Source organism: Myxococcales bacterium (genome assembly GCA_016699535.1).
In the GTDB taxonomy this organism is placed as follows: domain Bacteria; phylum Myxococcota_A; class Polyangia; order Polyangiales.
On record CP064980.1, the window covers coordinates 2,728,179 to 2,754,340 of the forward strand.

Genomic DNA, 26,162 nt, shown 5'->3' on the forward strand with positions numbered 1-26,162 from the left:
AAGAGGGCAAATGAGCATTCAAGAATTGATTAAAAAACGCGAAGCTACTGTTGGTATCGTTGGCTTAGGCTACGTGGGATTGCCGCTTGCAAGAACGTTTTTTCGAGCAGGCCTCAAGGTGATGGGCTTCGATGTGGACGAACAAAAAATTGTTCAACTCGCCGAAGGCAAGAACTACCTTAAGCATTTGGGTGCCGATTTCACAAAAGAGATGGCCGCATCGGAGCGTTTTTCTGCGACCGGTGATTTTTCCAAACTCAAGCAGTGCGACGCTATTATTTTGTGTGTTCCAACCCCGCTGAACCGAACACTTAATCCGGATTTAAGTTTTGTTGAAGACACCACCGAGATCATTTCCAAGCATCTTCGGGCGGGACAGTTGGTGGTGCTTGAATCGACTACCTACCCTGGCACCACACGGGAGGTGATGCTGCCTATTTTGGAGAAAAGCGGCCTCAAGGTAAACAAGGATTTTTACCTGGCCTATTCTCCGGAACGCGAAGATCCGGGACGCGTGGATGCCAACACAAAAACGATTCCCAAGCTCGTGGGAGGACTTGATTCAACAAGTGGCGAGCTGGCGCGTGCGCTTTATGCAACGGCTATTGATACGGTGGTGCTCACCTCCTCCGCTGAAATCGCCGAATCCGCAAAACTGCTTGAAAACATCTACCGTTCAGTAAACATTGCGTTGGTCAACGAGATGAAAGTGATTCTCGGGGCTTTGGGCATCGATGTCTGGGAAGTCATTGATGCGGCCGCAACGAAGCCTTTTGGCTTTCAAGCCTTCTATCCTGGCCCCGGCCTCGGTGGTCACTGCATCCCCATTGATCCTTTTTATCTCTCGTACAAGGCTCGTGAGGCAGGCCAAATCACGCGTTTTATTGAGCTGGCTGGGGAAATAAACCGCGCGATGCCGAAGTATGTTGTGGACAAGCTCGTCCTTGCTCTGAACGACAAAGGCAAAGCCGTATCGCGCTCACGCGTGCTTGTTCTCGGGCTTGCTTACAAGCCCAATGTCGATGATGCACGTGAAAGTCCTAGTTTTGAGCTTGTTGAGCATATTGAAGAGCTTGGGGCAGAAGTTGACTACCACGATCCTCATATCCCTGTGCCTCCCAAAACTCGCGAGCATACTTTTAGCAAGCCGAGTATTGAATTGAGCGAGGCGACCTTGGGCAGCTACGATGCTGTGGTGATTGCGACGCATCATGACGCATACGATTGGAATTGGATTGCCAAGCACGCGCAATTGATTGTGGATACCCGAGGCGTGATGCGGTCTATCAAATCAACCGGAGCGGACTTGGTTTCTGCTTAATGGGTTGTTCCCAGCGTTTTGCGCTGTTTGGTGCCTGAAACATCAAGCGCCTGCAGTCGTTTCGCGCTTAGCGCATCAAGAAGAGCCAAGGCGAAGGTGCGTTCTGGCGATTGAACCGGGATGACGCTCGTGCGCGCTGCTGTCTTGCGCAGATTATCCAAGCTAAGCTGTTCTTTTGCATGGTGTAGGACTCTGTGAATCTCCTCAGAGCTCGAGGCGTGCATGAGTTCTTCCACATAGTCTAGTACAGCTTGGGGCAAGGAATGACCGCTTTGCTCGTTAAACTTCGGGACACCCAACAAGCGAGAAAAGTCGAGGTTTCCCGCAAGCCGAATTAGGCCCACAAAGACAATGCTGAGCACAATGATGGCGCCGCCAACTTGCCAGTTGCGACCCAGCGCAAGCGTAATAGCTCCAACGGTAAAGACGACCGAAAAGCCGTAGAGAATCAAAACAGCCCTGCGATGTGTAAGACCAAGCTCTAGCAATCGATGGTGAATGTGCCCACGGTCCGGAGAGAAGATGGGGCGTCGTTCCAAAAAACGCCTGGCCATGGCGAGGAGCGTATCCATGATCGGTACGCCGAGAGCAACCAGCGGCACGAGAATCGCGACCGTGGTGGAACTTTTGATGGCGCTGCCAAGCAAGGACATGGTGGCAAGCACGTAGCCCAAAAACATGCTGCCCGAATCACCCATGAAAATACTGGCCGGATTAAAATTGTAGACCAAAAAACCAAGCACTGCTCCGCCGAGGCTTGCAGCGAGCAGCATCACAAGATCGTTGTGGCCAATCACTGCCACAACGAAATTGGTTACGCATGCGAAAAAAGCAATCCCCGCAGCAAGTCCATCGAGCCCGTCGATCAAGTTCAAGGCGTTGATAATCGCGACAATCCAAAGGACGGTCACTGGTGCGGCAAAGATACCCATCTGCAGGATGCCCATGCCCGGTAAGTTCACCGCGTCGATGCGATAACCACAATAAAAGGCCACCAGAGCAGCAGCGATTTGTACGGCCAGTTTATGCCATGCGCGCACGCCTCGAAGGTCATCGAGGGCCCCTAAGCCGCAAACCAATAGGCCTCCAAAAACCAGACCGGCTGCATGGGATGGTTCTGCGAAAAACACGCGTGCTACGCCGGTGTCGAGCAAAAAAAGCGCAATAAAGGGTACGAAAAACGCTGCGGCTACGGCAAGCCCGCCCATGCGCGGGATGGCTCGTTCGTTGACTCGCCGTCCGCCTGGCGTATCGACCGCGCCAACACGGTGAGCGAAGATGCGCACCAAAGGGGTAAATAACGCGGCGCAAAGGACAGAAATAAGAAAGGCTGTGAGCGAACTAAGCATGTTTGTTGGCGACCTGGCCGATGAGCCGTTCGTACTGTTTGGTGCATACCGAGCGACTAAAATACTCTACGGCGGCCTGCCGCGCATTATGCCCTAAAAGACGCTGTTTGTCTTGGTCCTGCCATGTTTGTCGAATAATTTTAGCCAATTTTATGGGGTTTTCAGGCTCTGTTACGAGGCCGCACGCGTGGTTCTCGATGACTTTAGCAACCTCACTGTGCGTTTCGACACAAGCAAGGACGGGTCTGCCCGCTGCCATGATCCCATAGAGCTTGGAAGGAACGAGATCGCTGCTCACGCCGTTGCGCATTGGGACAAGGCCTATGTCACCAATTGCCAAGAGTTCAGCGAGCCGGTCCCGTGGCTGAGGGGGAACAAAGCGAAGATTTGTTAGCTGCAGCCCTTCGGCTTTAGCGATAAGACCTTCGGTAGCATTGCCCGCGCCAGCCAGGATAAATTGTACTGGAAGGTCTGCAAGCAAGGCTGCAGCTTCGAGCACAAGGTCTAAGCCTTGTGAAAGGCCAAGGTTGCCAGCGTAGAGCAAACAAAAGCGATCATCGATTTGCAGTTCTCTTCGAAGCGGCGTGTTTCGTTCGAGTGGAACAACTTGATCGGTATCGGCCCAGTTGGCAATGACTTTAATTCGGTCGCGCTCAATTCCTTTGGTCTCAAGCCGCTTCGCCATTCCCTCGGACAAAGTAACCAAACAATCTGCTTGTTTATAAAGCGCGGTGGAAACCGTATTGATGGCTCGGTAGGCAAAGCCGTCGGACAGCACTCCGAGATCCTTCGCAATGTCTGGATAGATGTCCTGAACCGAGTAAACAAAAGGCACGCCTTTGAGCGCTTTGAGCAGGGTTCCAGATACCCCAAGCAAGAGTGGGGGCGTTGAGAGCACGAGCACGACATCAGGTTGTCTGTCGAGCAAAGCATCAAGCAGCGAGCTCCCGAAGAAAGTTCCGTAGTTCAACAAACGCTGCGGAATGCTGCGGCGATTTGGCGTGTAAGACCATGTTCGATGAATGTGAACGCCATTACGACACTCGTAATTTTCAAGTGCGGGTTGCTTTTGCCCGGTATGATAGGAAGGTTGCGCGCTCAGGACGTCGACTTCGATGCCAGAACGAAATAAGTCTTCACACAGATCGGTGAGCAACTGCGCTGTTGCAGCCGTTTCTGGCCAATAATGCTGATGTAACACGAGTAAGCGCATGCTTTGAAAGAAAACCCGCTTTGTGTTATACTGTTAATTTTAACCCAAAGCTCGTTTTTCTCGGCGAGCAAGCTCGATGTCAGACTCAATCATCATGCGCACGAGCTCTTCGAAGCCTACTTTAGGTTGCCATCCGAGCTTTTGCCGTGCTTTTGAAGCGTCCCCAAGAAGCAAATCAACTTCCGCCGGCCTAAAATATTTCGGATCGATTTCCACTTTCTCTTTCAGATCAACTTCCGCGATCGATGCCGCAAGTTCCAAGAACTCTTTGACGCTGTGGGTCTCGCCCGTAGCGACTACGTAGTCGTCGGGCTCATCGACTTGAAGCATTCGCCACATGGCCTCAACATAGTCTCCAGCGAAACCCCAGTCGCGCTTAGCATCGAGGTTGCCTAGGAAAAGCTTTTTTTGCAAACCCACTTTGATGCGTCCCAATGCCCGGGTGATTTTACGTGTGACAAAGGTCTCGCCGCGTCGCGGGCTTTCGTGGTTGAACAGGATGCCGTTGACGGCAAACAAGTCGTAGGACTCTCGGTAGTTTTGAGTGATATAAAACGAATAGGCTTTGGCCGCGGCATAAGGGCTGCGCGGATGAAAAGGCGTAGTCTCTTTTTGAGGTGTCTCAACAACCTTGCCGTAGAGCTCAGACGATGAAGCTTGATAAAACTTGGGGCGAAGGCCGAGTTCACGGATGGTTTCAAGCAAGCGCACCGTGCCGAGGCCTGTGACCTCCCCTGTGTATTCTGGGACATCAAAACTGACCCGAACATGGCTTTGAGCGCCCAGGTTATAGACCTCATGCGGGTCCACTTCGCGAAGCACGCGGCTTAGCGCCGAGCCGTCGGCTAAGTCGCCATAGTGCAAAAACAGACGCGCTTCTGGGCTGTGGGGATCACGATAGAGATGGTCGATGCGTTCAGTGTTAAAGCTTGAAGATCGCCGTATAATACCGTGAACTTCATAGCCTTTTTCCAGCAAGAGTTCGGCAAGATAGCTGCCGTCTTGGCCCGTGATACCCGTTACAAGTGCGCGTTTTTTTGATGATGGATCCGTCATGTCACAGTGCTTTCTTGTTGTCTTGATACCACGTGATCGTTTTTCGCAAACCCTCTTTTAGAGAGGTTTGGGCCTTAAAATCAAAAAGTTCATGAGCCTTCGTGGTGTCCAACATGCGCCTAGGCTGTCCATTTGGCCGAGAACTATCCCAGTGGAGCTTGCCTTTAAAACCCGTGAGATCGGCGATGAGTTCAACAAGATCTTTCATTTTGATTTCAAATCCAGCCCCAAGATTTACCGGATCCGGCGAATCGTACAAGGCAGCGGCTCGCAACAGCCCCTCCACACAATCCTCGACGTAAAGGAACTCTCGGGTCGGGCTACCGTCACCCCACAACACTACTTCGTCCGCTCCGGAACCAACAGCGTCGATGCATTTGCGAATCATGGCGGGAATGACGTGGCTCGATTCCAGATCAAAGTTGTCGCGTGGCCCATACAAGTTAACCGGCATTAGTGAAATGATGGTGGTTCCGTATTGCTGCTTGTATGCAGAGGCCATCGTCATCAAAGCCTTTTTAGCAACACCGTACGGAGCATTGGTTTCCTCCGGATAACCGTTCCACAAGTCGGCTTCCTTGAAGGGTATCGGTGCAAACTTAGGGTAAGAGCAAATCGTTCCAACGAACACCGTTTTTTGAACGCCATACTTACGCGCTGCTTCAAACACGTTCATGCCCATCTGCATGTTCTCATAAAAATACTTGCCCGGGTTCTTTTGATTTGCCCCAATGCCGCCTACCCGCGCCGCAAGGTGGAAAATGAGGTCGGGTTTCTCTCTGTTCAGGAAAGCCTCCGTGGCGTTTGAATCCACCAAATCCACGTCCTGGCTGCTCGGTGCGCTAATTTGTGAGGCCCCTGCCCTTTTTAGCGCGTCGCAAACAAAGGAGCCCAAAAAGCCCTTGCCGCCTGTTACTGTGATTCGCTTGTTTTTGAAAAAGTTTTCCTGCATGGATCGATTCGACGAAAGGTTAGTCTGCTGTTTTACGCTTCTAACATGGCTTGTAACCGGATACGCTGAAAAGCAAAAGATGAAAAAAAGAACTTACGCTTACGCTCAATTTAGCCCTTTGGATTTCGCTTTCTTCAGGATCCAGGGTTCAGGGTTAGGCAATCTGCTGCTCCCTTGGGCCAGGTATGTTTTATACACTAAACAGCCAGGAATTCAGGGCATCGCACCAACGTGGGCTCAGTTTAAGCCGGGCCCCTACCTGCGGAACGAAAAAGATAAGCGTGGCTATGTTGGGCTATTTCGAGCTCGCAAGAACGAGCTCACTGGACTTCGAAAAGCGTTGGTGCTGCTAAGTAAAAAGCGACGCAACGAAAATTATTTATCAGAGCTCACGGTTCGTTCTGATGAGCTCGTCGTCTTTTCGGGACTCGGAAGGTACTTTCAGCCTTTGCATGAGCACCATGCTTTTATTCGGTCAAGTCTTTTAGAGATAGTCAAAGCGAAACCTCAGCACCCCGATTGGTTGACTCAAGCCATCGCTGTTCATGTACGACTCGGCGATTTTCAACAAGCCGGAACTTCGGCGTTCAATACGCGTTTGCCCCTGGCCTGGTACATTGAGAATGTACGGAAGCTTCGCGAGCTTTTAGGACAAGATACTCCTCTTGCAATTTTTTCTGACGGATCGGACGCGGAGCTAAAAGACCTGCTGTCGCTTCGGCATGCTGAACGTATGGATTTTGGATCCGCGATGGCTGATTTGCTTGCGCTCAGTCAAGCACGCGTATTAGTTGCATCAAACTCGACATTTAGCGCGTGGGCTTCTTTTCTGGGTCGAATGCCCTCACTGTGGCATGGAACGGGTTATATCAAAGACGTTTATCCGCAAGGAACCGGTAGCGAGCTATGCATCGAAGCGGGCTCGGCAATTGAGCTCGATTCCCTTGAGCGCCTTGTGCTCGGCGCAGATTCCTGCGGCTCTTGAAGATCAGTTTACCTGCTCTGGAATTTCGGCTAGTTTCCATCCATTCATGAACACCCCTGGTATACTTCCAAAAGGCTTTGTTGGGCACCTAGTCGATTTGTATCGCATTGGTTCTTTCAACTTTAACAATCCGCATAGTTATTCCAAGTTTCGCAACATCAACGCTGTGCGTCGACGAAGTGGCGCAAAAGTTCTAGTTGAAACGGGGACCTTTCGTGGTGTCACAACCAAACGTTGCGCTCCTCACTTTGAGAAAATCTTTACCATTGAACTCGATCCGACATTGGCAGCCGAATCGCGGCGCTACCTTTCTGTTTTTGATCATGTGAAGGTGATTGAGGGTGATGCGAACGAAGAAGTCACCAAGCTATTGCATGAAAGACAAATTGAATCGCCTGCGGTATTTTTTCTCGACGGACATTTTTCGGGAGGACAGACTGCGCACGGCGATTTGGCAGAGCCGGCTTTGGTGGTGCTTGAAGAGTTAGCAAAACATTTGGATTGTGTCGCGGGAATCATTATCGACGATTTCCGTGAGTTCGGTGTTGCTCCGGGTTGGCCAGAAAAATGGAAACTAATCCGTCTATGTGAAGAAAAGTTTGCGTCCGAGGGCTTTAAGCTAAGCGTGCACCTGGATCAGGTTATTGTTGAGCGACAGTCATGACCTAAACGACCTTGCCATGTATAGCTTCGCACATACCATTCTTGAAAAGCTCAGCAAGAGCAAACAAACTAGCATTGGTGTTTTCCGGTACATTTGGGAAAACCCGTCAAACAAGGGACAACGGCTATATCGGCTTTTTTTGGCCATGGGCTGGCAGATGTACAAGCGCACTATTGCTCGCCCTTTTGTTGTTCGGTTGGATAACGGGCAAAAATTCGTGGTCGATCCACAGTCCGCAAATTCGACAGGGGTGATTTACACACGCATTTATGAACCTCAGTACATCATGTTCTTGCGTGAACAACTTAATCAGCTCTCCGCGGGTACCATCATCGACGTTGGCGCTCATGTCGGTCTGTTTTCCTTGTTGCTTGCCCACCTATGTAGAGACGGTATTGCTTTTGAACCGGCGAGCGATAACTTCCGTTTCCTGGAAAGAAACTTGGAACTCAACCGCCTGAGTTCATTTCATGCGGTTGAGGCTGCCGTTTCGGATGAAGGGGGAGAAAAGGTATTTGAGATTACAGGCAGCTTTAGCGGCACCAATAGAATGAAGGACCAGGCTTTTTCACGTGATCATGCCGTTCACAACACAGTTACCGTAAAATCACTTACCCTGGATGACTATGTTTCGACTACGCCGCTTAGCTCACCTCTTCGTTTTGTCAAAATCGACACCGAGGGGCACGAAATCCAGGTGCTAAAAGGCGCAGTTGAGCTGCTTCGTTCGAGCCCCGAGGCCATTGCGCTGGTAGAAAACTCGGACTTTGCTGGGATTAACAGCTTTTTTACGGAATTGGATTGGCGGATTTGCACTGTGGATAAGCAAGGGAATCTAGTAACGGCAAAAGAAGGTGTGAGCCAAGCATACAATCTGATTGCTTGCGGACCAAAGCATCCGTTGTGGACACGTTTGAATAGTTATACCAACTGAGACATGCCTCGCTATACCAGACCCATACAACGTCCATTGATTCGCAAGACATCGGTTCATGCTGAGCCGCACAGCGCGGAGGAGCCTAGGATTTCTATCGTTGTCCCTAGCTATCAGCAAGGAAAGTTTCTTGAGCGAACGCTGCTTAGTGTTATTCAACAGGACTACCCAAACAAAGAGCTCATCGTAATGGATGGTGGCTCTACGGATGAGAGTGTTGATATTATCAAGCGCTATGAGAGAGAGATTTTTTACTGAAAAGCGAAAAAGACAGCGGTCAATCGAACGCTATCAATACAGGGTTCACACACGCCACCGGTGAGGTGTTCGCTTATCTAAACAGCGATGATCTACTTATAGCTCCAGATACCCTGACGCGAGTAGCTAGTTTTTTTCGATCGTACCCCGATGTTGGCGTCTTGCAGGGACACACTTTTGTGATCGACGCACAAGACCGCATTACCGGCATGGCCGCAGCAATCCCTTTTAGTATGAGAGACCGAGTGATCGGTATTTTCGGCATTCCGCAACAAGCTACCTTTTGGCGGCGTGATGTCTATGAGGCGGTGGGCGGCTTTAACGAGGCTAACCCGACGTGCATGGATGGCGAGTTCTATGTGCGTGCTGCATTAGCGAAAAAAAGTTTTGCTTGTGTCGATGAGGTTTTGGCGGCGTTCCGAGTGCATTCAGAGTCGATTTCAGGTTCGCAGCGACTTGGGAAAGTATACCGGGAGCATCTGGGACGCGTTGCCAATATGACGGGCGAGAAAAACATCGGGCGATTTGAACGTATGGCAAGAAATATTCGGGCAAAACTAATTCGCGCGTACGCAATGGCGCGCCACCACCCAGCCTTCGTTTTGCGCCGCTAGAGCCACAGTGTTTCAATCACCTCTCTGCCTCAGCGATTTGAGTGCAGGTTAGATCCCATAGCTCTTTTGATGACGGCTGTTTATCTGCCGCTTTGTACCAATCGGCGGTCATAAGGACGCACTGCGCAAGCTGAACAGCAGGGAACCAATTGAGACGGGAGGAAGCCTTGCTGTGGTCGAGTTTCAAGAAGTTCGCCTCAGGCATCGTTACGCCAGAGATGCTAGCTTCATCGTCAATGGTTGCCGCATCGCCCCATGCCTGAGCAAACAAGCCTGCGAGTGTTTTAACGGAGACTGCATCAGCAGCTTCGGGACCAAAGTTCCACGCTTCGGAATAGTCGGTTGCACAGTGATAGAGTTTTTCTGCCAGCCGTAGATAGCCACGCAGAGGATCAATAACGTGCTGCCAAGGACGGGTCGATGCCGGGTTGCGAATGACGACGGCCTCGTTTTTTAGAAAGGCGCGAACCATGTCTGGTACAATGCGATCAGCGCTCCAGTCACCGCCCCCAAGAACGTTGCCAGCTCGGGCGGACGCTAAGCCTAGCTTGTAGCCATCTACTTTCGCATACGACTCGCGGTACGCGTGGGTGATGAGTTCAGCGCAAGCTTTGCTGGAACTGTAGGGATCTTTACCTCCCAGGCGATCGTTTTCGCGATAACCCCAAAGCCATTCTTCGTTTGTGTAAACCTTGTCGGTGGTGACGATAAGCGCTGCTTTCACGGACTTGGTCTTTACGATCGCATCAAGTACATGGGCTGTCCCCATCACGTTTGTAGCGTAGGTCCCTAGTGGATCACGGTAAGATTGCCGAACGATGGGCTGTGCAGCCAGATGGAAAACGACTTCTGGCTCGAAGTTAGCTAGGCTGATGCGAACCACGTGGGCATCACGGATGTCACCTATTTCATGAAGGTCTAAGGAGGCCGGAAGATCGACTAGGTTAAACATGTCTTGTTTTTGTTGCGGAGCAAGTGCGAGACCCGCAACTTGAGCGCCCATGCTCTTTAGCCAGACACTCAACCACGTTCCTTTAAACCCGGTATGCCCGGTAACGAGCACCCGTCGGTTGTTCCAAAAGCCTTTGTCGATCAATCCCATTTCCGATGAATGCTACAGCCTTTTAATGGCGAAAGCCAAGCTTTGATTGATTCTGGTATGGTGTCTTGATAGTAGAAGCCATCTCATAAATACTGACCAAGGAATTCGTAGAGCAAGTGATTTGGCTGAAGCGCCCAGGAAGCGAGCAAATGCAGGGGCGTTTAAGAGCGCGAAGCGATCGCTTCTGGTGCATTGAACAAAAACGTAGGAATTTGCGGAGGGACAACCATACATGGATTCGGATGTCATGTTGCTTGCTGGAGGGCGGGGCCTGCGGCTCTCCGAGCTTACTGCTTCACAGCCTAAGTGCCTAGCACGCATCGGAGAGCGACCCATTCTTGAGCTCATCATGCAGCATTTTGCCAATCATGGCATGAAGCGCTTTGTGCTCTGTCTCGGTTATCGAGCAGATATGGTCGTTGACTATTTCCGAGTTCGGGCGCCGCAACTCGGATGGGAAGTCGTGTTTTCTGATGCGGGAGAAGATGCCTCAAAAGCGGAGCGTATTGCGGAAGCCCTAAGCTCTGTGCAGACGCCGCGCTTTATGCTTAGCTACGGCGATGACCTAAGTGATGTTGATCTATCGCAAGTTGTCAGCATGGCGCTAAAAGCGAACTCCATCGTTACGCTTACGGCGATACAGCCCTTCTCTCCCTTTGGCACGCTCCAAACGAACGCGGAGGGAATTGTTTCATGCTTCGAAGAAAAAAGCCGGATGGACTCGGGGATAAATGGGGGCTACATGAGCGTGTCGACCGAAATTGCTCCGCTGTTGACGCTGGGCGAACTGGAAGAAGAAGTATTTGCGGAGCTTGTCAAGCAAAAGAAAATTAGCGCTTACAAACATACTGGTTTTTGGAAATCCATGAACACTCACAAGGAGTTTTGCGAGATGAACACGATGCAACAAACGGGGCAGCTACGCTGGCTCAGCAAGCGTGGCTAGAGAGATTTTGGAGGATTCGCTGAACAACCCGACACAAAGAGTACTCGTTACTGGGGCAACTGGTTTTTTAGGGCGTCATCTATGTGTTTCTTTAAAAAAGCTAGGTTTTGTGGTTTTAGCTACCGCACGCAAACGAGACCTTGAGCTGGTTCATGTTGATGAATGGGTTGAATGCGACCTTTTAGAGCCTGTCGCCTTGGAGCAATTTTTATCGTCAAAGCCCATAGCGTACTGCTTTCACCTAGCCGCTTTATCCGATGGCCAAGACGTGGCGAACAGAGCCTCCTCGATACTGCGCCAAAACACCTTGGCTACCCTGAACTTGCTGAGCATTTTAGAAGCCCAAACGTCCAAGCCAAGTGTGCTTTTGCTTTCTTCTGCTCTCGCTGAGTCCGGTTGCCCGAAGAAGCTCAAAGCCGATCGAAGAAAAAGCAGTTGGTATGCGTATAGCAAACGCGTCTCGGAACTTGTTTTCGCTGCCTACAATAACAACGCAAGCTTATCGTCGGTGGCGGTTCGGGTGCCCAATGTCTACGGACCAGGCGATCAGAGCACGAGCCGGATTATCCCGAGCTTGTTTCGATCCTTGCTTGAGCAGAGCCGCTTTAATCTGCGAAGCTCTTCCGATACGCAAATCGAACTCGTCTACGTAGGTGATGTCGTTGCCGGACTATGCAAAATCCAGCGAGAACATGCTGCCATCGCAGGACATTACGGAGCAATGGCTCGCATCTATGGACGTCAAGGGCTGAGTCTTGAGCAAATCGTTCGGAAAGCACAGAGCCTTTTCCACTCGGACAGTAATGATGCTCAACTTGCAGGAAACGTTTCCCTGGATAAGCGAAGCTCTGAGGGCGAACTTTACGCTCTGCACGGAAGCACCCCGCTCGACGAAGGATTCCGTGCAACTCTTAACTGGTATCGCAATCAGAAAGATTCGCTAGCGCAATGAGAGGTAGCGCTAATATGGCATCAAAAAAAATCCGCATATTGAATTTGTCTTCGATGTTTGCTCCTTTTCAAATCGAACTTGCAAAAGCGCTACGGGCCAAAGGGGCCGACTACCACATTGCATTTTCTTCCTTTAGCGGAGAAGGACGAGGTAAGCATTGGACTCAAGAGTCTGCCCAAGGGCTAGACTACGTGCACTGTTACTCCGGTTGGTCCACGCGAAGAGAGCTCGGAGGGCATTTTGAGCAACTTGCGACAGAACTTAATCCTGATGTAATTATTGTTGGTGGCCTCGGTCGCACAGCGGTCTATCGTGCTAGCAAGAATCTATTGCGCAGCTTCAAAGGAATAGTAACGTTTTGGGCCGAAGCGCCTAACCGTACACGCTCATTTGCCGTCCGGATCGGCACGGCTGTTTTGCATCACCACCAATTGCAAAGAGCTCATTTCGTGATGGCCATCGGAAAAAGTGCACAGGCCTATTATTCACGACGGGCTCCTCAAAAAACGGTGCACCTGGTGCCCTATGGGCAGGATCTGTCTCATCATTTTGCGGTAAAACGGATCAGTCAGCCATCAAGGCCAGTGACCTTTCTGTTTTCTGGACAGCTTGTGGAGAGGAACAATATCAGAAATCTATGCGGAGCCATCGAGAAACTCAGCGTGACACACTCCAAGCAATGGAAATTTGTTTTTGGAGCTAAGGGGCCTCTACGGAGCGAAATCGATGCCCTGCTGAAAAGCAAAACAGAGATTTCGGAGTCCATCAGTTTTGACACTGAATACGCAACTTGGCTTGACCGTATTCGTCCGTTTGCGGATTCCGACCTTCTTGTATGCCCTTCAACCCATGCCGGATGGGGTCTTGTTGTGCCCGAAGCCATGGCAGCCGGAATGCCCGTAATCGCCACGAAATATGTTAATGCGGCTGATTTTCTCATAGAAAATGAGAAAAACGGGTTGTTGATCATGCCCGATGCGGAATCCATTCATACCGCGATGGCTTTTTTTATTGATAACCCTGGATGCGTTTCGATATTTGGTGAAGCGGCTAAAATAGCTGCAAAGTCGTGCGATGCCGATCAAGTAGCAGCGTTGATGCTTAGTTTGTTTAAAAGATATTGGCTGAAGTTGCGATCCTAACTTTCCTGGCTTGGCGCTGGGTTGCTCCGACGCTTGCTGCTCTTTGACCAATCGAAAAACAGTATCCATAGCGAACGCAAGAACTCCAAACACAAGCATCATTTGCTGCGTCACGTAACCGCGTGCCAAATAACAAGGAAGAACAACGCAGGTGGCCAGGAATGCGCAGCCCATCCAAAAACGTAAATGATCACGAAGCTGTTGATCAAAAAGATCTTTGCTTTGACGAATTGCATAACGGGCCCGTCTGAATAAGGAATACATAGCAAAAAAGAAAAACAAGACGCCAACAATCCCGGTTTCTGACAATATTTTCAGCAACGTTGTTTTGGCAACCAAAACACGGCCCGCCATAAAATAGGCGTATCGTTCAGGAATGTATCGCGCTGTGTAAAAATGCACCGCGCCTAAGCCAATTCCGGCAAATAGGTATTCAGGTTCGGCGGATAGGAAATTGAGTACAACCTGATCGTAGTCCTCGACGACATCACGATCAACGGTTCGCGCGGCCAATAGATCGGTTGCCTGTTCGCTGTCCTTAAATACCCCTGAAACCGCAAACGCGGAGAGCACCACGAAGGCGGCTAGTAGAGTTCGGATGCCGGCGAATGCTTGCTGCCTGCTTGTTTCCGTAGGGTTTGAAAATACCATCACGGACAAATGGGAGACTGTACCGAGCATCCATATATAGAATGCCGAGGTCGACATGGTAAGCACCATCATGCCAAACAAAAACCACCAGGTACGTGAAGCGGAGCGACTTTTTCTTTGTCGCAAGCTTTGGTAAATTTGTATAATCAGCAAGGCGACCACGATGGCCTGGCCAAGCCCCTTTGGCTCGCCTCCAAAGGAGGCTGGACGCAAAACGAAAGTTCCTCCAACACGTACCATACCGCTGCGAGGATCAAACTTGATGCCCTCTTGCTGAACGCTAAAAAACTGATCCAAAAAACCAATCGGTATGGGATCGGTACCCGTACCCAGAAAGTATGCGAACTGGAAATAGCCAATCACTGACAAGACGACACAGGAAAGAACATAGATCTTCGCGAGCCCTGCGATGTCTTTTGAGCTTCGTGCAAAACGTGGCACGATGAACACCGGCGCAATGGTCATAACAAACATAACGCACTGCGATATCAAACGACCTGTGCCGCCGCGCAAAGAACCGCCGGCGTACACAGTGTTTGGCACAAAAGGGATTTGGATGATTGTCCAGACGATACTAAATGCAGCGAAAACATAAAATCCACGAAGAGCAGAACGCGTCATCGGCTGTAGCTTTTTGCCTGGGTATACAACCCAAACGAAAAGCAGCATGACAACTACCGCACGATACGCTGTCAGCCTTAAGCCAACATCGAAACCAAGACCCTCCCAAGGGGCAAGAAAAAAAGCCAAATAGACTGCTTTCCTCGGCCTAAGAAAAACATATACGAAACAGATAGCAACTGCGATGAGTAAGAGAAGTTTCATGGAACTTTAGACGGTCAAGCGTTCGGCAATTTTCTCACATTGATCAAGCTTTGTATGCTTTATGGCTGGGTCTATTTGTGGCAACATAAGCGCCCGCGTCGAACATGCCTCAAATCCTTCATATTATTCCCTCGTTTTACCCTTCAGAATATTATGGTGGTCCGGCCGAATCCGCATATCATCTCTGCACGGCCTTAGCAAAACAGGGCTATAAAATTCACGTACTAACCACAAACGCGGATGGCCCAGAACGAATTGTTTCGGCTAGCGACGCTTCTGCCGACAGAGGGCTAGATGCAATTTCAGTGCACTATTGCAAACGAATTGGTCGGGGCGATTTTTCCATTGAGCAGTTGATACGTCTGCCCGCTGCCATACTACACGCCGATTTGGTCCATGTGCATGCTGTTTTCACGCCCGTTGTTCTCGTCGCGTTATTTTTTTCGCGATGTTTTGGCAAGCCGGTTGTCTGGACCCCTAGAGGGGCCCTTATGGCATGGGGGCGTAAAAAAAAGCGCATTCTAAAACAGCTGTGGATCGCCGTCGTGTTTGCGCTGGTTCAAGCCAAACGCAGCGTAGTCCATGCGACTTCGGACGATGAAGGATCGATGCTTTTGCAGGAACACAAGGGTGTGCAAGTGAGTGTTGTTCCCAACGGTGTCGACTTGCCGTCTTTACGGATGCGTTGGGATTCAAGGTCCAAAAAACGAATAGCTTTTTTAGGTCGGTTGGATCCCATCAAAGGTCTTGAGAATTTGCTCGAAGCGTGCCATTTGCTGCTGGAAAGCTCGTCCGCAAAGACTTGGCAGCTTGATATTTATGGAGGCGGTCCCGAGGCCTACCAGCTCAAGCTAGCAAGCCAATTGGGACAGCTTGGATTGAGCAATGCCGTGACTCTTAGAGGCCCAGTTGCGCGATCCGAGAAGAGTGCGGTGTTTTCTGAAATGGACTTATTTGTACTTCCTTCGGTCAGCGAGAATGTCGGATTGGTTGTGGTTGAGGCGTTGGCGCATGGTGTGCCTGTCATTGCCAGCAAGGGTAGCCCTTGGAAAATCTTGGAAGAAAAACGCTGCGGTTGGTGGACCGACAACACCCCTGCGTCCTTAGCGAATGCCATCGCGGCTGCACTCAATGAAGACTTGCCGGAATGGGGCGATCGAGGCCGAACGCTCGTCGAGCAGGACTTTAGCTGGGACAGCGTAGCTACCAAGTTAGCAGAGATTTACCAGCGTTTGCTTGCTAACTAGCCATTTCTTTGTCGGATTTTGGGCTTTCCTGAGCGGAATGGTTGCGATACGGTGCAGCACCCATAGACGACTTCCGTGACTCCTATGAATGAAACCTACCTTCAGAATCTCGAAGAACGAGAAAACTTTTTTGCACGTACTCCCTTTCGCAAGCTGATTGGCTCTCCTGGTAAAATGGCCAAAAGCCTGCTTATTGAACGCGTGCTTCAAGCAACGAGCCGAACGCATCCTTTTACAGCCGAAACCTTTTGGGGTGACCAAATGACGGTACTGCTTCCGGAAGCCGTTTCCGTCTCGATTCATCGCTATGGTTTTTTCGAATCAGATCTATCGAGGATGGTTGTTGGCTACCTCAAACCTGGCATGGTGTTCTTTGATGTGGGTGCCCATTTTGGTTATTACACCCTCTTAGCATCGCGTTTGGTTGGACCGCAGGGTCAAGTACATGCTTTTGAGCCTACTCCAAGCACTCGGTCCGTCTTGAAGAGAAATGCGGACGACAAAGCGAATGTTAGCTTATGTGCAGAGGCCGCCTGGGACAAAGAGGGAGTTCTTCAGTTACAAGACTATGGCACGCGCTATTTGGCGTTTAACACGCTTGGAGCCTCACGCTTACCCAATAACATACGAAGGAAAATTGACGTTAAAGAGATAAGCGTAAGCACGGTAACCCTTGACAATTATGCGAAGACATCCGGAGTTGTGCCCGACCTTGTTAAAATAGACGCCGAAAACTCAGAGCTTCAGGTGCTTGCGGGAATGAAAGCGTTGTTGGAAACGCGAAAGACAGCTATCGCTGTTGAAATGGGTGATTTCAACGATTCAGCCGATGCTTCAAGCCGTAAATTGTCAATCTTCTTACGGAAGCCGGCTATCAGCCATACGAGATGAAAAGCCATAACCTATCACCTCACGAAGCAAAAGAACGTTATCCCTTTTTGAATCTTCTTTTCTTGCCAAAATAAGCGCTAACGCAGAAGAGCCCTTGGGTGACGCAGAATTCTTAGCGCAATGCGCGGACTAAAGGATGCGCTAATACCGTATGCTTTGAGAACAAAAAAGGCCAAGAGATACCGTTGTACAGCACGCGAAAGCGTCACAGCTATCGCAATACCAACACCTTGCCAAAGGCTAGAAAACAATAAACCAAGCGCGACGAGAATAGCGGTCGCGAGCAGCGAGGTATTAAGTAAAAGCCGTTGTTTGTTGGTAAGCAATAGGAGCTGATCCGCGGCTCCTGTCCAAATACTCGCCGCATGGCCAATCGCCAAAATGATAAGAATCGAAGCCCCGGCACTGTAATACTCTCCCGCTAGAAGGGTTAGAAACCACGGAGCGCCTATACAGAGCAGGCCCAAAATTGCAAACGAGGGCAAACCAGCAATTGTTGCGCCTTTACGAAGCATGGCCTCACATTCTTTTGGTTTTTCATCAGGATGATAGTCGGCAAAAAATGGCCCTACGATAATTCCAAAAACCATGAGGGGCATCGTTGCCAAGGACGCTACCCTCGATGCAGCCCCGTAAAGGGCAACCTCTGATTCGCTTGCCATAAAACCAAGCACCCATAGGTCAATTTGGCTAATCGCCGTCACGGTAAAACTATTCATCAAGACCGGCCACGAATCGACTACGCCGCGTTTACACAACGCATAGAAAGGCAGATCGAGTGCACTCCTCCAGGAAGGCGCACCTGCATATCAACAAAGGAAAAAACAACTCCCAGCGCGGTGCTCCACAACAGCGTATCTGTCACAAACTTCAACTCATACTTCACTCCCATCGCGGCAGCGACCGCAAGTACGCCAACAAACAAGACACGCGAGAGCTGCGTGTAGAGCGCCATCCGTCCAAACTCTTTGTACCCTCGAAAGATACCCGGAGTAAGCATCTCTAACGCCATCGCAAGCATTAAAGCGATGATAGTCGGCGCTTGATCGTGGAGAAACTCAACGCCTGTCTTATCTGCCAAAAAACCGTTGACCGTGAGGAACACCATGCCTACAAGAAAACACATGGCAACCACTGTTACCGTGGTGCTGCGAATAACACGCTTGGCGTCTCCGTGTTCGCCACGGGCCACGTGTTCCGAAATATACCGCACAATCATCTGATTGATGCCAAAGGAGCCGAAAGCTGCTCCAAGCGAAGCAGTACTTCGAACGATGAAGAAAGCACCCAGTTCAGCAGGCGGAAGCAAGCGACCGAGAAGCGCAATCTGAGCGAAGCCAAACGCGACGCCTGAAACCGTGTTCAGCGAAACGAAAGCGCCGCCTCGGAAGAAGCGTGAGTTCAAAATTTTCCCAAACAGTTTCATGGTCAAAAACTACTTCAAAACGTCTAGGCAGTAGCATTTTGCGGACAAAGGTTTAACTAATTAGTGTATTTCTTTAGCCTATATGATGTACCCCCCTATCTCGACCACCACACTTTTAGGCTAAAAAGGAAGCTCTTAGACATGAACTTTTCGACGCCAATTTTACGTTTGGGCAAAAACACCGTAAGGAAGCTCGTTGAAAAGACGGGCTATCGATTGTCCCCTCTGCGCACGGATCCTGAGCGATATTTTCTTGGCTTTAGCAAACTTGATATCGCTCACGTTATCGATGTTGGAGCGAATAGAGGACAGTTTGTTCAGCTTGCAAAGCGTTGGTTTCCGCAAGCACACTTTATGTGTTTCGGAGCCTTTGCCTGAACTTTACAAGCAGCTAAAAACGTTTTGCGACCTAAATTATCCTGGCAGCGTCGAGTGCCATAACCTTGCTGTTGGACAAAACAACGAAGAGCTACAGATGCAACAACATACTGTTTTTTCCCGTCCTCGTCGCTTTTAAAAACCACTTCGCTCACCCATGAATTATGGCCCCAAACCATGAAGCAAAAGACCATCACCGTCTCATGCGTAACTTTGGATAGTTTCTTTGAAGGCAAGCAACTCGCGAAGCCATATATGGTTAAATTTGATGTCCAAGGATATGAACTCATGGCCATCAAGGGTGGCTCGGAGCTTTTGTCTGGGGCTGAACTCTGTCTTGTTGAAGTTAGTGTTGCCCCACTCTACGAGGGCCAAGCCACCTTCAGCGAAATCGTCATCGAACTTGAACGCGTTGGACTTCTCTATTCCGGCAATGTTTCTCAGCAGTTTACTCCAGATGGACGAATCGCCTACTTTGATGCTCTCTTTGCACGGAACTACCCCACGCGTTCACAAAGCATTGATTAAGCAACTGACTAATTTTGGTTCTGCTTTTCGTAAGCCACAACGTCGTCTACGATCTGCCGAATTGAACGAGTTGACTTCCAGTTGACCGCCGCATTGATCTTGGCGATGTCTGGGACACGCCGCCGCATGTCTTCAAAGCCTGGTGCGTAAGCCTGATCGTAGGGAACACGAACAATGCCCGCTTTGCTACCTGTGGCTTCTAAAACAACCGCAGCAAGCTGATTGATCGTAATTTCGTGGTTGCTACCAACGTTAAAAATTTCTCCTGATGTTTTTTCCGGAGCCTCGAGAATACGCATCAACGCGTCTACCGTATCGTAAACATGGCAAAAACAACGGCTTTGCTCGCCATCCCCATAAACTGTTATGTCCGAGCCCTGCAGGGCCTGCCTAACGAAACGCGGAACAACCATGCCGTAGGTCCCAATTTGTCCGGGGCCCACGGTGTTGAAAAGACGCAACACCGTGACAGGTAGTTGATGCTCGTTGTACGCAGCTAGTCCCAAAATTCGTCTAGAAGCTTACTCGCCGCATACGACCATCGACTACGCGACGAAGAACCAAGTAAAAGGTCGTCGTCCTCACTAAAAGGAACTTTGACGCCCTTTCCATACACTTCACTTGTGCTTGCGATCAGCGTGCGAGCTCGATAACGTCTTGCTGCATCGAGAACCAAATGCGTTCCAAGCACGTTGGTCTCAATGGTCTCGGTGGGCTTTTCCACGACAAGCTTCACGCCAACAGCCGCGGCAAGATGAACGATGGCGTCACTTTCGGCGGCTAGACGATCGAGCACCAAGGTGTTGGTCAAATCGTCAATAGCGAAACGAAAATTTGGCTTTCCAACGAACTCTTCTATGTTTTTAAACGCACCGGTGCTCATGTTGTCGAGCACACTTACTTGGTGTCCTTTATCGAGAAGCGCCCGAGTAAGGTGCCTGCCAATGAATCCAGCTCCACCAGTCACTAATACACGCATGCTTCTATATCCTTCTTTTTTTCCATTCGTCTATAAATTCCCAGTCAGCTATCAGTCCTTTTCGAATAAGCAACGTGAGCAACGTACCAAACATGCGCTCCCATTTTGCATCCTCAAGTACCGCACTGACATCGGCCCCTTGCGCCTGCGCAAGTAACGCATCGACCAAATCGGTTGCTGTAAGTGAGTGTTTGCTAACCGTGCCCTCGTTCTGCGTACCTTTTGCAGCCGGTAGTTTGAGCGTGGTTCCGTCCAGCAATGTTAAGGTTACCATGTTTGGAACTGATGCTCCGGTTTTACTGGTTTTTTGAGCCGGTTTTACCGCAGATAGCTCTGGTTTCGATTGGCGGGGAGGAATGGTCCAACCGCGCGAGAGCACGACCTCAGTCTTTGCTGGTGGCGGCACGCTCTCGGTGACCACGGCACGCTCCGGCTCAGGGCTTCGGCCAAAATAGTACACGGAAATGCGCGTCGAATTTCGGAGCGTGGTGCTACCATCAACCGAAATTCGCCGCTGTGCTCTGATCGTAAGGCCGACAGCGCTTCCTCGTCGGTTGGATCTTGCATGGCCACATACAAAACCTGCCTGCCATCACGCGCCGTGCGATCGTATACCGGAATAAGCGTGTATCTCTCGGCGGTTTCAGCTTTGACGTGATTGAGCAGCTCGCGTGTGAATTCGACGTGGTACAAAGAAACCCACGGAACGCTGAAAAGCTTGGATATCGTCTGGGCAAACTGCAACTCCGTAATAAGACCTTTATCGACGCAAATCCGCGAGACTAAGGTTGCGTGCTTCCGCTTCCTCAAGAATCGCTTTCAGGTCGCGTTTGTTAATAAGGCCTGCCTTTTGAAGTGCATCCCCTATGCTTTTTTGATCAATCACGTTACCCAGCCAAGTGAGGCTCTAACCTATGAAGCTCTCGGCAAAGCGTCAAGGACTTGGATGGTTCTTCAACCGAATGGATAATTACTGGGGTTTCCAAAACGCCTCAGAGCACGCACTTGCGTTTTGTATAGCCTTGGGCCCCCTGCTTTTCGCCGGAGCATTTCTCAAAAGCAGCATGGCCATCGCTGCAATAGTGGTTCTCGGGCTCTCACTTTTTCATATCCACAACAAACTGCCGGCCCGGTACTCGGTGTCGGCCAAGATACTTGCGCTCTCAATGGGGCTTGCTGTTTTGGCGACCGGACTGCAGATTCTTCCGCTACCATGCAATTGGTGGCTACCTTGGGGTGAGGCAAGCGTTCACGCTCAACGGTTCGCTTCCGAGATCAGCACGAAGAGCTCACCGCGCTTTTGCGTCTGGAATCTGAGTCCAGGCAACGGCAAAATTGAATTTATAAAGATAGTTATACTTTTTTGTGTATTCGTAAGTTACGCTTTTTTTTCAACAAGGGAGCAGCAACGCAAGCTTTACACGATCGTCGCTCTAAGTGTAACGGCGATGAGCATCATTGCGCTAGGGCACGCTCTGTTCGGTATCACGAGAGTCTTCGGGCTCTACCAGCCCCAGTTTGCACTACCGCGCCTGCCTGCTCCACTGCTTAACGACAACCATCTCGGGGGTACATGGCACTCGGCGCCCCTTTCATGCTCGCGCTCGCGGGCAAATCAAAAGGCAGCGGAATGCGGCGGGCATTCTGGTTCGGATGTTATGCGCTGTGTGCAATAACGGCGTTGTTAACCTTGTCGAGGGGAGGCGTTACCGCTTTCGTTTTTGGATCACTAATCTTTTTGCTGCTCCGACTACTCAACAATTCAAAACAAAGTAATCGAACGCGCGCTATCCGGCTTTTTTCCGGACTATCATTGAGCTTAGTGTTGGTTTGGCTTGGGGTATTTCAGTGGCTACCTGCGCGTTTTGTTGGTGATACCACAGCAAAACTCAAACTCTCATGGCAGGGCATGGCCGTTACTTGGGAGCACCCTTTTTTCGGGGCGGGACGCGGAGCTTTTTCCGACGCCTTCGTTAGACATTTCGGTGTATATAAGCGCTTTTCCTATCCAGAGTCCCTACCGATTCAGTGGGCAAGTGAGTGGGGGCTGCCGCTTGCAACCCTATTGCTGGTGTCTGTTTCTTTCGTACTTCTCTCGGTTCTAATTCAAAGCCGGTCATCCACACGGCAAGCAGCAACCGCGGGCCTGCTAAGTCTCGGCATTCACAACATTGTGGACTTCAGTTTCGAGTTACTTGGAATTTCGTTGGTCGTCGTGGCGCTGCTAGGCAACCTCGCGACCAACCCTCACCATCAAAGAGTGCAGAATTTTTCCATAAACACCACCAAGCGCCTTGGTTTTTTACTAAGCACCGTTGGGCTAGTTGCTGCTCTCGCCTTACTTGTTTATGGGAAACGCTGGGATCGACAGAATCTTCAGGACCAGTTGCTCAATGCATATGACGCGCCGCTGACTGATTTTGAGGACAAACTAGGACCCGTACTTTTGCAGTACCCTGCAGAGCCTGCCTTCTACGTAATCGCGGGAGCCAAAGACCTTCGCGACAACGGCCCAGATGCTTTTCGCCTCCTGAATCGCGCGATGGTACTGGCGCCAGGTTGGCCCATCCCGCATTTGCTAGTGGCCCAGTGGCTTTACGAGCATCACTTTGTCCATCAAGCGTTATTGGAGATCCGAGAAACGGCCAGTCGTCATCCGTCCATGACCTATTCTTTGATTTGTCGGATCGCGAAGGAAACTGCCGATGTGAACGCCATCTTGAAAGCAAGCCCTCAGACAGCGTTTCGGGTTGATTTTTTGGACCAGGCAGCGGGCTGTTTGCCGCCAACTGAACAAGCGCTGCTCGATGAAAAGATTCTTGAGCGCTACCCGGAACATCCGGCTGCCCTTCTTCGAAAGGCGCACCGGCTCGTTTACGCTGTGAACCAGGATGTACCCGCTGCAGTTCGCATTTTAGACAAGCTCAACCAAACGAACCCCAGTTATGAACCCGCTTGGATCGCGCATGTTGAGCTACTTAATCATGTGAAACAGCCGAAACAGGCCTTGGCGGTTGCCGAGAAGGCGAAATACCGCATCATCGATCGAGCTAGACTGCTGCGGGCTAAGGCGAACTCGTATGGCGAATTAGGTGATTTTGAAGCGATGCGCTCTGTTTTTTTCGATCTTGCGAGGTATCTCGCTTGATGCAACGGAAAAACTTGCGGATAATTGGTATTTTGAGGGCCAACTCGAGGAAAAGCTTGGCAATTTCGGGCATGCGCTGGCTGCTTTTGAGAAAGCGCAACGAATTTCGCCTCAAAGGCACTACTTAGAGAGCATCGCGCGGATTTCAAAGACCCTCGGGGATCACCGTCGAGCCTACCGAGCAGAACACGATTTGCAGCATCCATAGCTCGTCTAAATATGCCTTCTGATTTGCCTTAATCGCTACAATGGCGTAGGCACCTAGCCTCCCAACCGAGTGGAGCTTTGGGTTGTTTGTGTAGGTATAAAAATGGATTCTTTTGAGTCAACCATGCGGTTTAAGGATGATGAAGCGATCGATGCTTGGAAACTATTTCAACGTCTGTTCGCTCAGAAGTGGACCATTATCGGAGTCGCGCTCGCTGTAAGCACCGCTGTAACGCTATGGACGCTAAAACAGCCAAAAATATACCAAGGCACATGCGTCATCGAGTACGATCCGAACCCGCCGCGCCCCTTGGGTAGCGAAATCGAGGATGTGGCAAATCCCGCCGTGAGTTTTTGGCAAACCCAGGAATGGTACTCCACCCAGAACAAAATTATCGAGAGCCGTGCCATCTCCGAGAACGTTGTTAAAGAGCTGGGGCTCGATAAAAACGCAAAGTTTAACAATGTGCCTCAACCTAAACGCTCAAGCTTTAAGGGCGTTAGCGTAGATGAGGCCGCACAGAAACTACAAACTCGACTTGAAGTCGAACAGGTAGCCGAAACCAGGCTTGTTGAGGTGAGAGTTGAGGACCAGGATCCCAAGCGCGCAGCATTGCTCGCTAACACGGTAGCGAATGCCTACATTGATAAAACAATGCAGGACCGCATGGGTTCGACCATCAGTGCGCTTGAGTGGTTGAGTAAACAGCTTGATAAGCAAAAGCAGGAACTTGAAGAGGCCGAAAACGCTCTGCACGATTTTAAGCGCACAAACGACGTGCTTTCTCTATCGCTTGAAGACCGGCAAAACATCGTCGCGAATGACATCGAAAAATTCAGCGAAGCCCTCGCCGAAACACGCACCAAACGGATCGAACTTGCGGCACACCTTTCTCAACTCAAGGCTGCTTATAACGAAGACCCTCTAGAGGTAGATATCGCAAGCTTCACCGAGCACCCGGTCATTTCTGAGCTTCGCAACTCGTATCGTGAGAAACAAAGCGAGAAAGACTCGCTTGCTGTACGCTACGGTATATCTCACCCTAAAATGAAAAGCCTTGATGAGGAATTGTTGAGCATACGCAAGCAAATGCAGCATGAAATCAAGGGGCTTATTCGTAGCGTTGAGTCTCAGCTGCGCGAGGTCCAACAAACGGAAACAGGGCTGAGGGTTGCTGCAAAAGAGACTCACGAGGCCGGCCTTCAACTCAACAAACAGGGCATCCAGTACAACGCGCTAAAAAGGCAAGAGGAAAACCAAAGCAAGCTTTACAGCATCTTACTGGAACGAACGACGCAGACCGATTTAACGCGCATGCTGCATGTTACGCATGTACGGGTGGTGGACCGAGCGCTGCCGCCCAAATCGGCAGTCAAGCCACGGCTACTTCTCAACATCGCCATAGGGGTGTTGCTTGGTCTTTTGCTCGGGTTTGGTGCGGCCTTGCTATTGGTACGCTTGGACAGCACTCTACGTAGCCCAGAGGATGTTGAAAACCTCGGAGCAACCTTGCTTGGTGTTTTGCCGAAAATAAACGAAGGCAAAGACAAGGCGCCCAATGTATCGGACGGGAAACTCAGAGAAGCAGGCCCCGATTCGCCAAATCGGGATATCATTGTGCATGCTGACCCGATGAGTGCTGCTGCCGAATGCGTGCGCACTATTCGCACAAACCTAACTTTTATGGCCACCGATAACCCTTTCCATACCCTGGCTGTAACCAGCTCCGGACCATTGGAAGGTAAAACCACCGTCGCGACAAACCTTGCTATTGCCCTGGCGCAAACCGGTAAAAAGGTGCTGCTTGTTGACACCGACCTGAGGCGTCCTCGCATTCACAAGTCTTTCAAAGTGACCGCCGAGCTCGGCGTGACATCCGTGCTTGTGCGTGAAGTTCCATTGAAAGCGGCCATCCAATCAACCCAAATTCCAAATCTTGAGCTACTGCCGTGTGGGCCCATCCCCCCCAACCCTTCGGAGTTGTTGGGAGCAGGCGAGTTTGCGCATCTGCTTGCTGAATTGCGCAGCGAATACGACCGCGTTATTTTTGATAGTCCGCCTTTGGGAGCAGTCACTGACGCTGCGGTGATCGCGCCGCAGGTTGATGGAACCATCGTTGTTGTCCGCTCCAACAAAACCGGTCGAGAAGGGGCACGCGCTGCATTGCGTCGCCTGCGAGATGTTGAAGCCAAGGTGATAGGTGTTGTACTTAACGCCGTGGATTTGAATAACAAGAGCCATGGTTATGGCGGCTACTACTACTACAACTATGAATACCGAACCTCTCATGCGCCAGCGTCAAAAAATAGCAATGCGGCTTAATCGACCGCTTATCTTATGTGTTCTCTCGGTTCTCGCGAGCGTAGGATGCGAAGACTCCTCAAAGCGCTCAG

At 50.5% G+C, this 26,162-nt stretch carries 26 protein-coding genes and 1 pseudogene; 17 read left to right on the top strand and 10 right to left on the bottom strand.

Annotation, left to right across the window (positions count from 1 at the left end):
• Positions 1-10 precede the first annotated feature (10 nt).
• Positions 11-1,321, top strand: a complete 1,311-nt coding sequence (locus tag IPJ88_12900; GenBank protein ID QQR89105.1) for a nucleotide sugar dehydrogenase — start codon at positions 11-13, stop codon at positions 1,319-1,321.
• On the opposite strand, the gene IPJ88_12905 is transcribed toward IPJ88_12900, so the two are convergent.
• Genes IPJ88_12905 through IPJ88_12920 form a run of 4 tightly spaced genes read right to left on the bottom strand, consistent with a single transcriptional unit; the run spans position 1,318 to position 5,891 of the window.
• Positions 1,318-2,670, bottom strand: coding sequence for an undecaprenyl/decaprenyl-phosphate alpha-N-acetylglucosaminyl 1-phosphate transferase (locus tag IPJ88_12905; protein QQR89106.1), 1,353 nt, complete (start codon positions 2,668-2,670; stop codon positions 1,318-1,320). The genes IPJ88_12900 and IPJ88_12905 overlap by 4 nt on opposite strands.
• On the bottom strand, positions 2,663-3,883 hold the full coding sequence (locus IPJ88_12910; protein ID QQR89107.1) for a glycosyltransferase family 4 protein: 1,221 nt from the start codon (positions 3,881-3,883) through the stop codon (positions 2,663-2,665). The genes IPJ88_12905 and IPJ88_12910 overlap by 8 nt, the downstream gene beginning before the upstream one ends.
• Before the next feature lie 39 nt (positions 3,884-3,922).
• Positions 3,923-4,939, bottom strand: coding sequence for a GDP-mannose 4,6-dehydratase (gene gmd, locus IPJ88_12915; protein ID QQR89108.1), 1,017 nt, complete (start codon positions 4,937-4,939; stop codon positions 3,923-3,925).
• Position 4,940: 1 nt separating this feature from the next.
• Complete coding sequence (locus IPJ88_12920) at positions 4,941-5,891, bottom strand: GDP-L-fucose synthase (protein ID QQR89109.1); 951 nt, start codon at positions 5,889-5,891, stop codon at positions 4,941-4,943.
• Positions 5,892-5,970: 79 nt separating this feature from the next.
• Here IPJ88_12920 and IPJ88_12925 point away from each other — a divergent pair, with 79 nt between their 5' ends.
• The 5 genes from IPJ88_12925 to IPJ88_12945 are packed head-to-tail and all read left to right on the top strand — an operon-like array spanning position 5,971 to position 9,346.
• Positions 5,971-6,876 (top strand): alpha-1,2-fucosyltransferase, encoded by a 906-nt coding sequence (locus IPJ88_12925; protein QQR89110.1) that lies wholly within the window; start codon positions 5,971-5,973, stop codon positions 6,874-6,876.
• A 46-nt stretch (positions 6,877-6,922) separates the two neighbouring features.
• Complete coding sequence (locus IPJ88_12930; GenBank protein ID QQR89111.1) at positions 6,923-7,540, top strand: hypothetical protein; 618 nt, start codon at positions 6,923-6,925, stop codon at positions 7,538-7,540.
• Complete coding sequence (locus IPJ88_12935) at positions 7,524-8,474, top strand: FkbM family methyltransferase (GenBank protein QQR89112.1); 951 nt, start codon at positions 7,524-7,526, stop codon at positions 8,472-8,474. The genes IPJ88_12930 and IPJ88_12935 overlap by 17 nt, the downstream gene beginning before the upstream one ends.
• Before the next feature lie 3 nt (positions 8,475-8,477).
• The gene (locus IPJ88_12940; GenBank protein ID QQR89113.1) at positions 8,478-8,732 is read left to right on the top strand and encodes a glycosyltransferase; all 255 of its coding nucleotides are present in this window, start codon (positions 8,478-8,480) and stop codon (positions 8,730-8,732) included.
• The gene (locus tag IPJ88_12945) at positions 8,729-9,346 is read left to right on the top strand and encodes a glycosyltransferase (GenBank protein ID QQR92038.1); all 618 of its coding nucleotides are present in this window, start codon (positions 8,729-8,731) and stop codon (positions 9,344-9,346) included. The genes IPJ88_12940 and IPJ88_12945 overlap by 4 nt, the downstream gene beginning before the upstream one ends.
• Before the next feature lie 16 nt (positions 9,347-9,362).
• Here the strand turns inward: IPJ88_12945 and rfbG are convergent, their stop codons facing one another.
• Positions 9,363-10,448, bottom strand: a complete 1,086-nt coding sequence (rfbG, locus tag IPJ88_12950; GenBank protein ID QQR89114.1) for a CDP-glucose 4,6-dehydratase — start codon at positions 10,446-10,448, stop codon at positions 9,363-9,365.
• A gap of 232 nt (positions 10,449-10,680) precedes the next feature.
• On the opposite strand from rfbG, the gene IPJ88_12955 reads away from it, so the two are divergent.
• The 6 genes from IPJ88_12955 (at position 10,681) to IPJ88_12980 (ending at position 17,102) form a co-directional block, all read left to right on the top strand.
• Positions 10,681-11,394, top strand: a complete 714-nt coding sequence (locus IPJ88_12955; GenBank protein ID QQR89115.1) for an NTP transferase domain-containing protein — start codon at positions 10,681-10,683, stop codon at positions 11,392-11,394.
• Positions 11,387-12,346 carry an NAD(P)-dependent oxidoreductase gene (locus IPJ88_12960; GenBank protein QQR89116.1) on the top strand — a complete coding sequence of 320 codons (960 nt, stop codon included), beginning with the start codon at positions 11,387-11,389 and terminating at the stop codon, positions 12,344-12,346. The genes IPJ88_12955 and IPJ88_12960 overlap by 8 nt, the downstream gene beginning before the upstream one ends.
• A 14-nt stretch (positions 12,347-12,360) precedes the next feature.
• Positions 12,361-13,488 carry a glycosyltransferase family 4 protein gene (locus tag IPJ88_12965; GenBank protein QQR89117.1) on the top strand — a complete coding sequence of 376 codons (1,128 nt, stop codon included), beginning with the start codon at positions 12,361-12,363 and terminating at the stop codon, positions 13,486-13,488.
• Positions 13,489-14,548: 1,060 nt separating this feature from the next.
• A complete protein-coding gene (locus IPJ88_12970; GenBank protein ID QQR89118.1) occupies positions 14,549-14,734 on the top strand; it encodes a hypothetical protein in 186 nt (61 codons plus the stop codon).
• Between the two features lie 334 nt (positions 14,735-15,068).
• A complete protein-coding gene (locus IPJ88_12975) occupies positions 15,069-16,211 on the top strand; it encodes a glycosyltransferase (GenBank protein ID QQR89119.1) in 1,143 nt (380 codons plus the stop codon).
• A gap of 75 nt (positions 16,212-16,286) precedes the next feature.
• Positions 16,287-17,102 (top strand): FkbM family methyltransferase, encoded by an 816-nt coding sequence (locus IPJ88_12980; protein QQR89120.1) that lies wholly within the window; start codon positions 16,287-16,289, stop codon positions 17,100-17,102.
• Between the two features lie 77 nt (positions 17,103-17,179).
• Here IPJ88_12980 and IPJ88_12985 read toward each other — a convergent pair whose 3' ends face one another.
• Positions 17,180-17,821 (bottom strand): hypothetical protein, encoded by a 642-nt coding sequence (locus IPJ88_12985; protein QQR89121.1) that lies wholly within the window; start codon positions 17,819-17,821, stop codon positions 17,180-17,182.
• Positions 17,822-17,841: 20 nt separating this feature from the next.
• Positions 17,842-18,528, bottom strand: coding sequence for an oligosaccharide flippase family protein (locus IPJ88_12990; protein QQR89122.1), 687 nt, complete (start codon positions 18,526-18,528; stop codon positions 17,842-17,844).
• A gap of 141 nt (positions 18,529-18,669) precedes the next feature.
• Here IPJ88_12990 and IPJ88_12995 point away from each other — a divergent pair, with 141 nt between their 5' ends.
• Positions 18,670-18,906, top strand: a complete 237-nt coding sequence (locus IPJ88_12995) for a hypothetical protein (protein QQR89123.1) — start codon at positions 18,670-18,672, stop codon at positions 18,904-18,906.
• Between the two features lie 177 nt (positions 18,907-19,083).
• Positions 19,084-19,434 carry an FkbM family methyltransferase gene (locus IPJ88_13000; GenBank protein QQR89124.1) on the top strand — a complete coding sequence of 117 codons (351 nt, stop codon included), beginning with the start codon at positions 19,084-19,086 and terminating at the stop codon, positions 19,432-19,434.
• An 8-nt stretch (positions 19,435-19,442) separates the two neighbouring features.
• Here IPJ88_13000 and IPJ88_13005 read toward each other — a convergent pair.
• The 3 genes and pseudogenes from IPJ88_13005 to IPJ88_13015 all read right to left on the bottom strand — a co-directional run bounded on the left by IPJ88_13005 (position 19,443) and on the right by IPJ88_13015 (position 21,223).
• Positions 19,443-20,413 (bottom strand): annotated as a pseudogene (locus tag IPJ88_13005) (GDP-mannose 4,6-dehydratase).
• Positions 20,414-20,417: 4 nt separating this feature from the next.
• Complete coding sequence (locus tag IPJ88_13010; protein QQR89125.1) at positions 20,418-20,687, bottom strand: hypothetical protein; 270 nt, start codon at positions 20,685-20,687, stop codon at positions 20,418-20,420.
• A gap of 44 nt (positions 20,688-20,731) precedes the next feature.
• Positions 20,732-21,223, bottom strand: a complete 492-nt coding sequence (locus IPJ88_13015) for a hypothetical protein (protein QQR89126.1) — start codon at positions 21,221-21,223, stop codon at positions 20,732-20,734.
• A 1,012-nt stretch (positions 21,224-22,235) separates the two neighbouring features.
• Here IPJ88_13015 and IPJ88_13020 point away from each other — a divergent pair.
• The 3 genes from IPJ88_13020 (at position 22,236) to IPJ88_13030 (ending at position 26,091) form a co-directional block, all read left to right on the top strand.
• Positions 22,236-23,561 (top strand): hypothetical protein, encoded by a 1,326-nt coding sequence (locus IPJ88_13020; GenBank protein ID QQR89127.1) that lies wholly within the window; start codon positions 22,236-22,238, stop codon positions 23,559-23,561.
• Positions 23,542-23,769 carry a hypothetical protein gene (locus IPJ88_13025; protein ID QQR89128.1) on the top strand — a complete coding sequence of 76 codons (228 nt, stop codon included), beginning with the start codon at positions 23,542-23,544 and terminating at the stop codon, positions 23,767-23,769. The genes IPJ88_13020 and IPJ88_13025 overlap by 20 nt, the downstream gene beginning before the upstream one ends.
• A gap of 102 nt (positions 23,770-23,871) precedes the next feature.
• Positions 23,872-26,091: a polysaccharide biosynthesis tyrosine autokinase gene (locus IPJ88_13030; GenBank protein ID QQR89129.1), complete on the top strand. Its 2,220-nt coding sequence runs from the start codon at positions 23,872-23,874 to the stop codon at positions 26,089-26,091.
• The last annotated feature ends 71 nt before the right edge of the window (positions 26,092-26,162 follow it).

Coding starts and splice junctions, on each gene's coding strand:
- IPJ88_12955 (QQR89115.1), top strand. CDS start 10,681: ATGGATTCGGATGTCATGTTGCTTGCTGGAGGGCGGGGCCTGCGGCTC.
- IPJ88_12990 (QQR89122.1), bottom strand. CDS start 18,528: ATGAAACTGTTTGGGAAAATTTTGAACTCACGCTTCTTCCGAGGCGGC.
- IPJ88_12940 (QQR89113.1), top strand. CDS start 8,478: ATGCCTCGCTATACCAGACCCATACAACGTCCATTGATTCGCAAGACA.
- rfbG (QQR89114.1), bottom strand. CDS start 10,448: ATGGGATTGATCGACAAAGGCTTTTGGAACAACCGACGGGTGCTCGTT.
- IPJ88_12920 (QQR89109.1), bottom strand. CDS start 5,891: ATGCAGGAAAACTTTTTCAAAAACAAGCGAATCACAGTAACAGGCGGC.
- IPJ88_12995 (QQR89123.1), top strand. CDS start 18,670: ATGAACTTTTCGACGCCAATTTTACGTTTGGGCAAAAACACCGTAAGG.
- IPJ88_13000 (QQR89124.1), top strand. CDS start 19,084: ATGAAGCAAAAGACCATCACCGTCTCATGCGTAACTTTGGATAGTTTC.
- IPJ88_13030 (QQR89129.1), top strand. CDS start 23,872: ATGGATTCTTTTGAGTCAACCATGCGGTTTAAGGATGATGAAGCGATC.
- IPJ88_12975 (QQR89119.1), top strand. CDS start 15,069: ATGCCTCAAATCCTTCATATTATTCCCTCGTTTTACCCTTCAGAATAT.
- IPJ88_12900 (QQR89105.1), top strand. CDS start 11: ATGAGCATTCAAGAATTGATTAAAAAACGCGAAGCTACTGTTGGTATC.
- IPJ88_12930 (QQR89111.1), top strand. CDS start 6,923: ATGAACACCCCTGGTATACTTCCAAAAGGCTTTGTTGGGCACCTAGTC.
- IPJ88_12970 (QQR89118.1), top strand. CDS start 14,549: ATGTCTTTTGAGCTTCGTGCAAAACGTGGCACGATGAACACCGGCGCA.
- IPJ88_12910 (QQR89107.1), bottom strand. CDS start 3,883: ATGCGCTTACTCGTGTTACATCAGCATTATTGGCCAGAAACGGCTGCA.
- IPJ88_12965 (QQR89117.1), top strand. CDS start 12,361: ATGGCATCAAAAAAAATCCGCATATTGAATTTGTCTTCGATGTTTGCT.
- IPJ88_12925 (QQR89110.1), top strand. CDS start 5,971: ATGAAAAAAAGAACTTACGCTTACGCTCAATTTAGCCCTTTGGATTTC.
- gmd (QQR89108.1), bottom strand. CDS start 4,939: ATGACGGATCCATCATCAAAAAAACGCGCACTTGTAACGGGTATCACG.
- IPJ88_13010 (QQR89125.1), bottom strand. CDS start 20,687: ATGGTAACCTTAACATTGCTGGACGGAACCACGCTCAAACTACCGGCT.
- IPJ88_12905 (QQR89106.1), bottom strand. CDS start 2,670: ATGCTTAGTTCGCTCACAGCCTTTCTTATTTCTGTCCTTTGCGCCGCG.
- IPJ88_12985 (QQR89121.1), bottom strand. CDS start 17,821: ATGAATAGTTTTACCGTGACGGCGATTAGCCAAATTGACCTATGGGTG.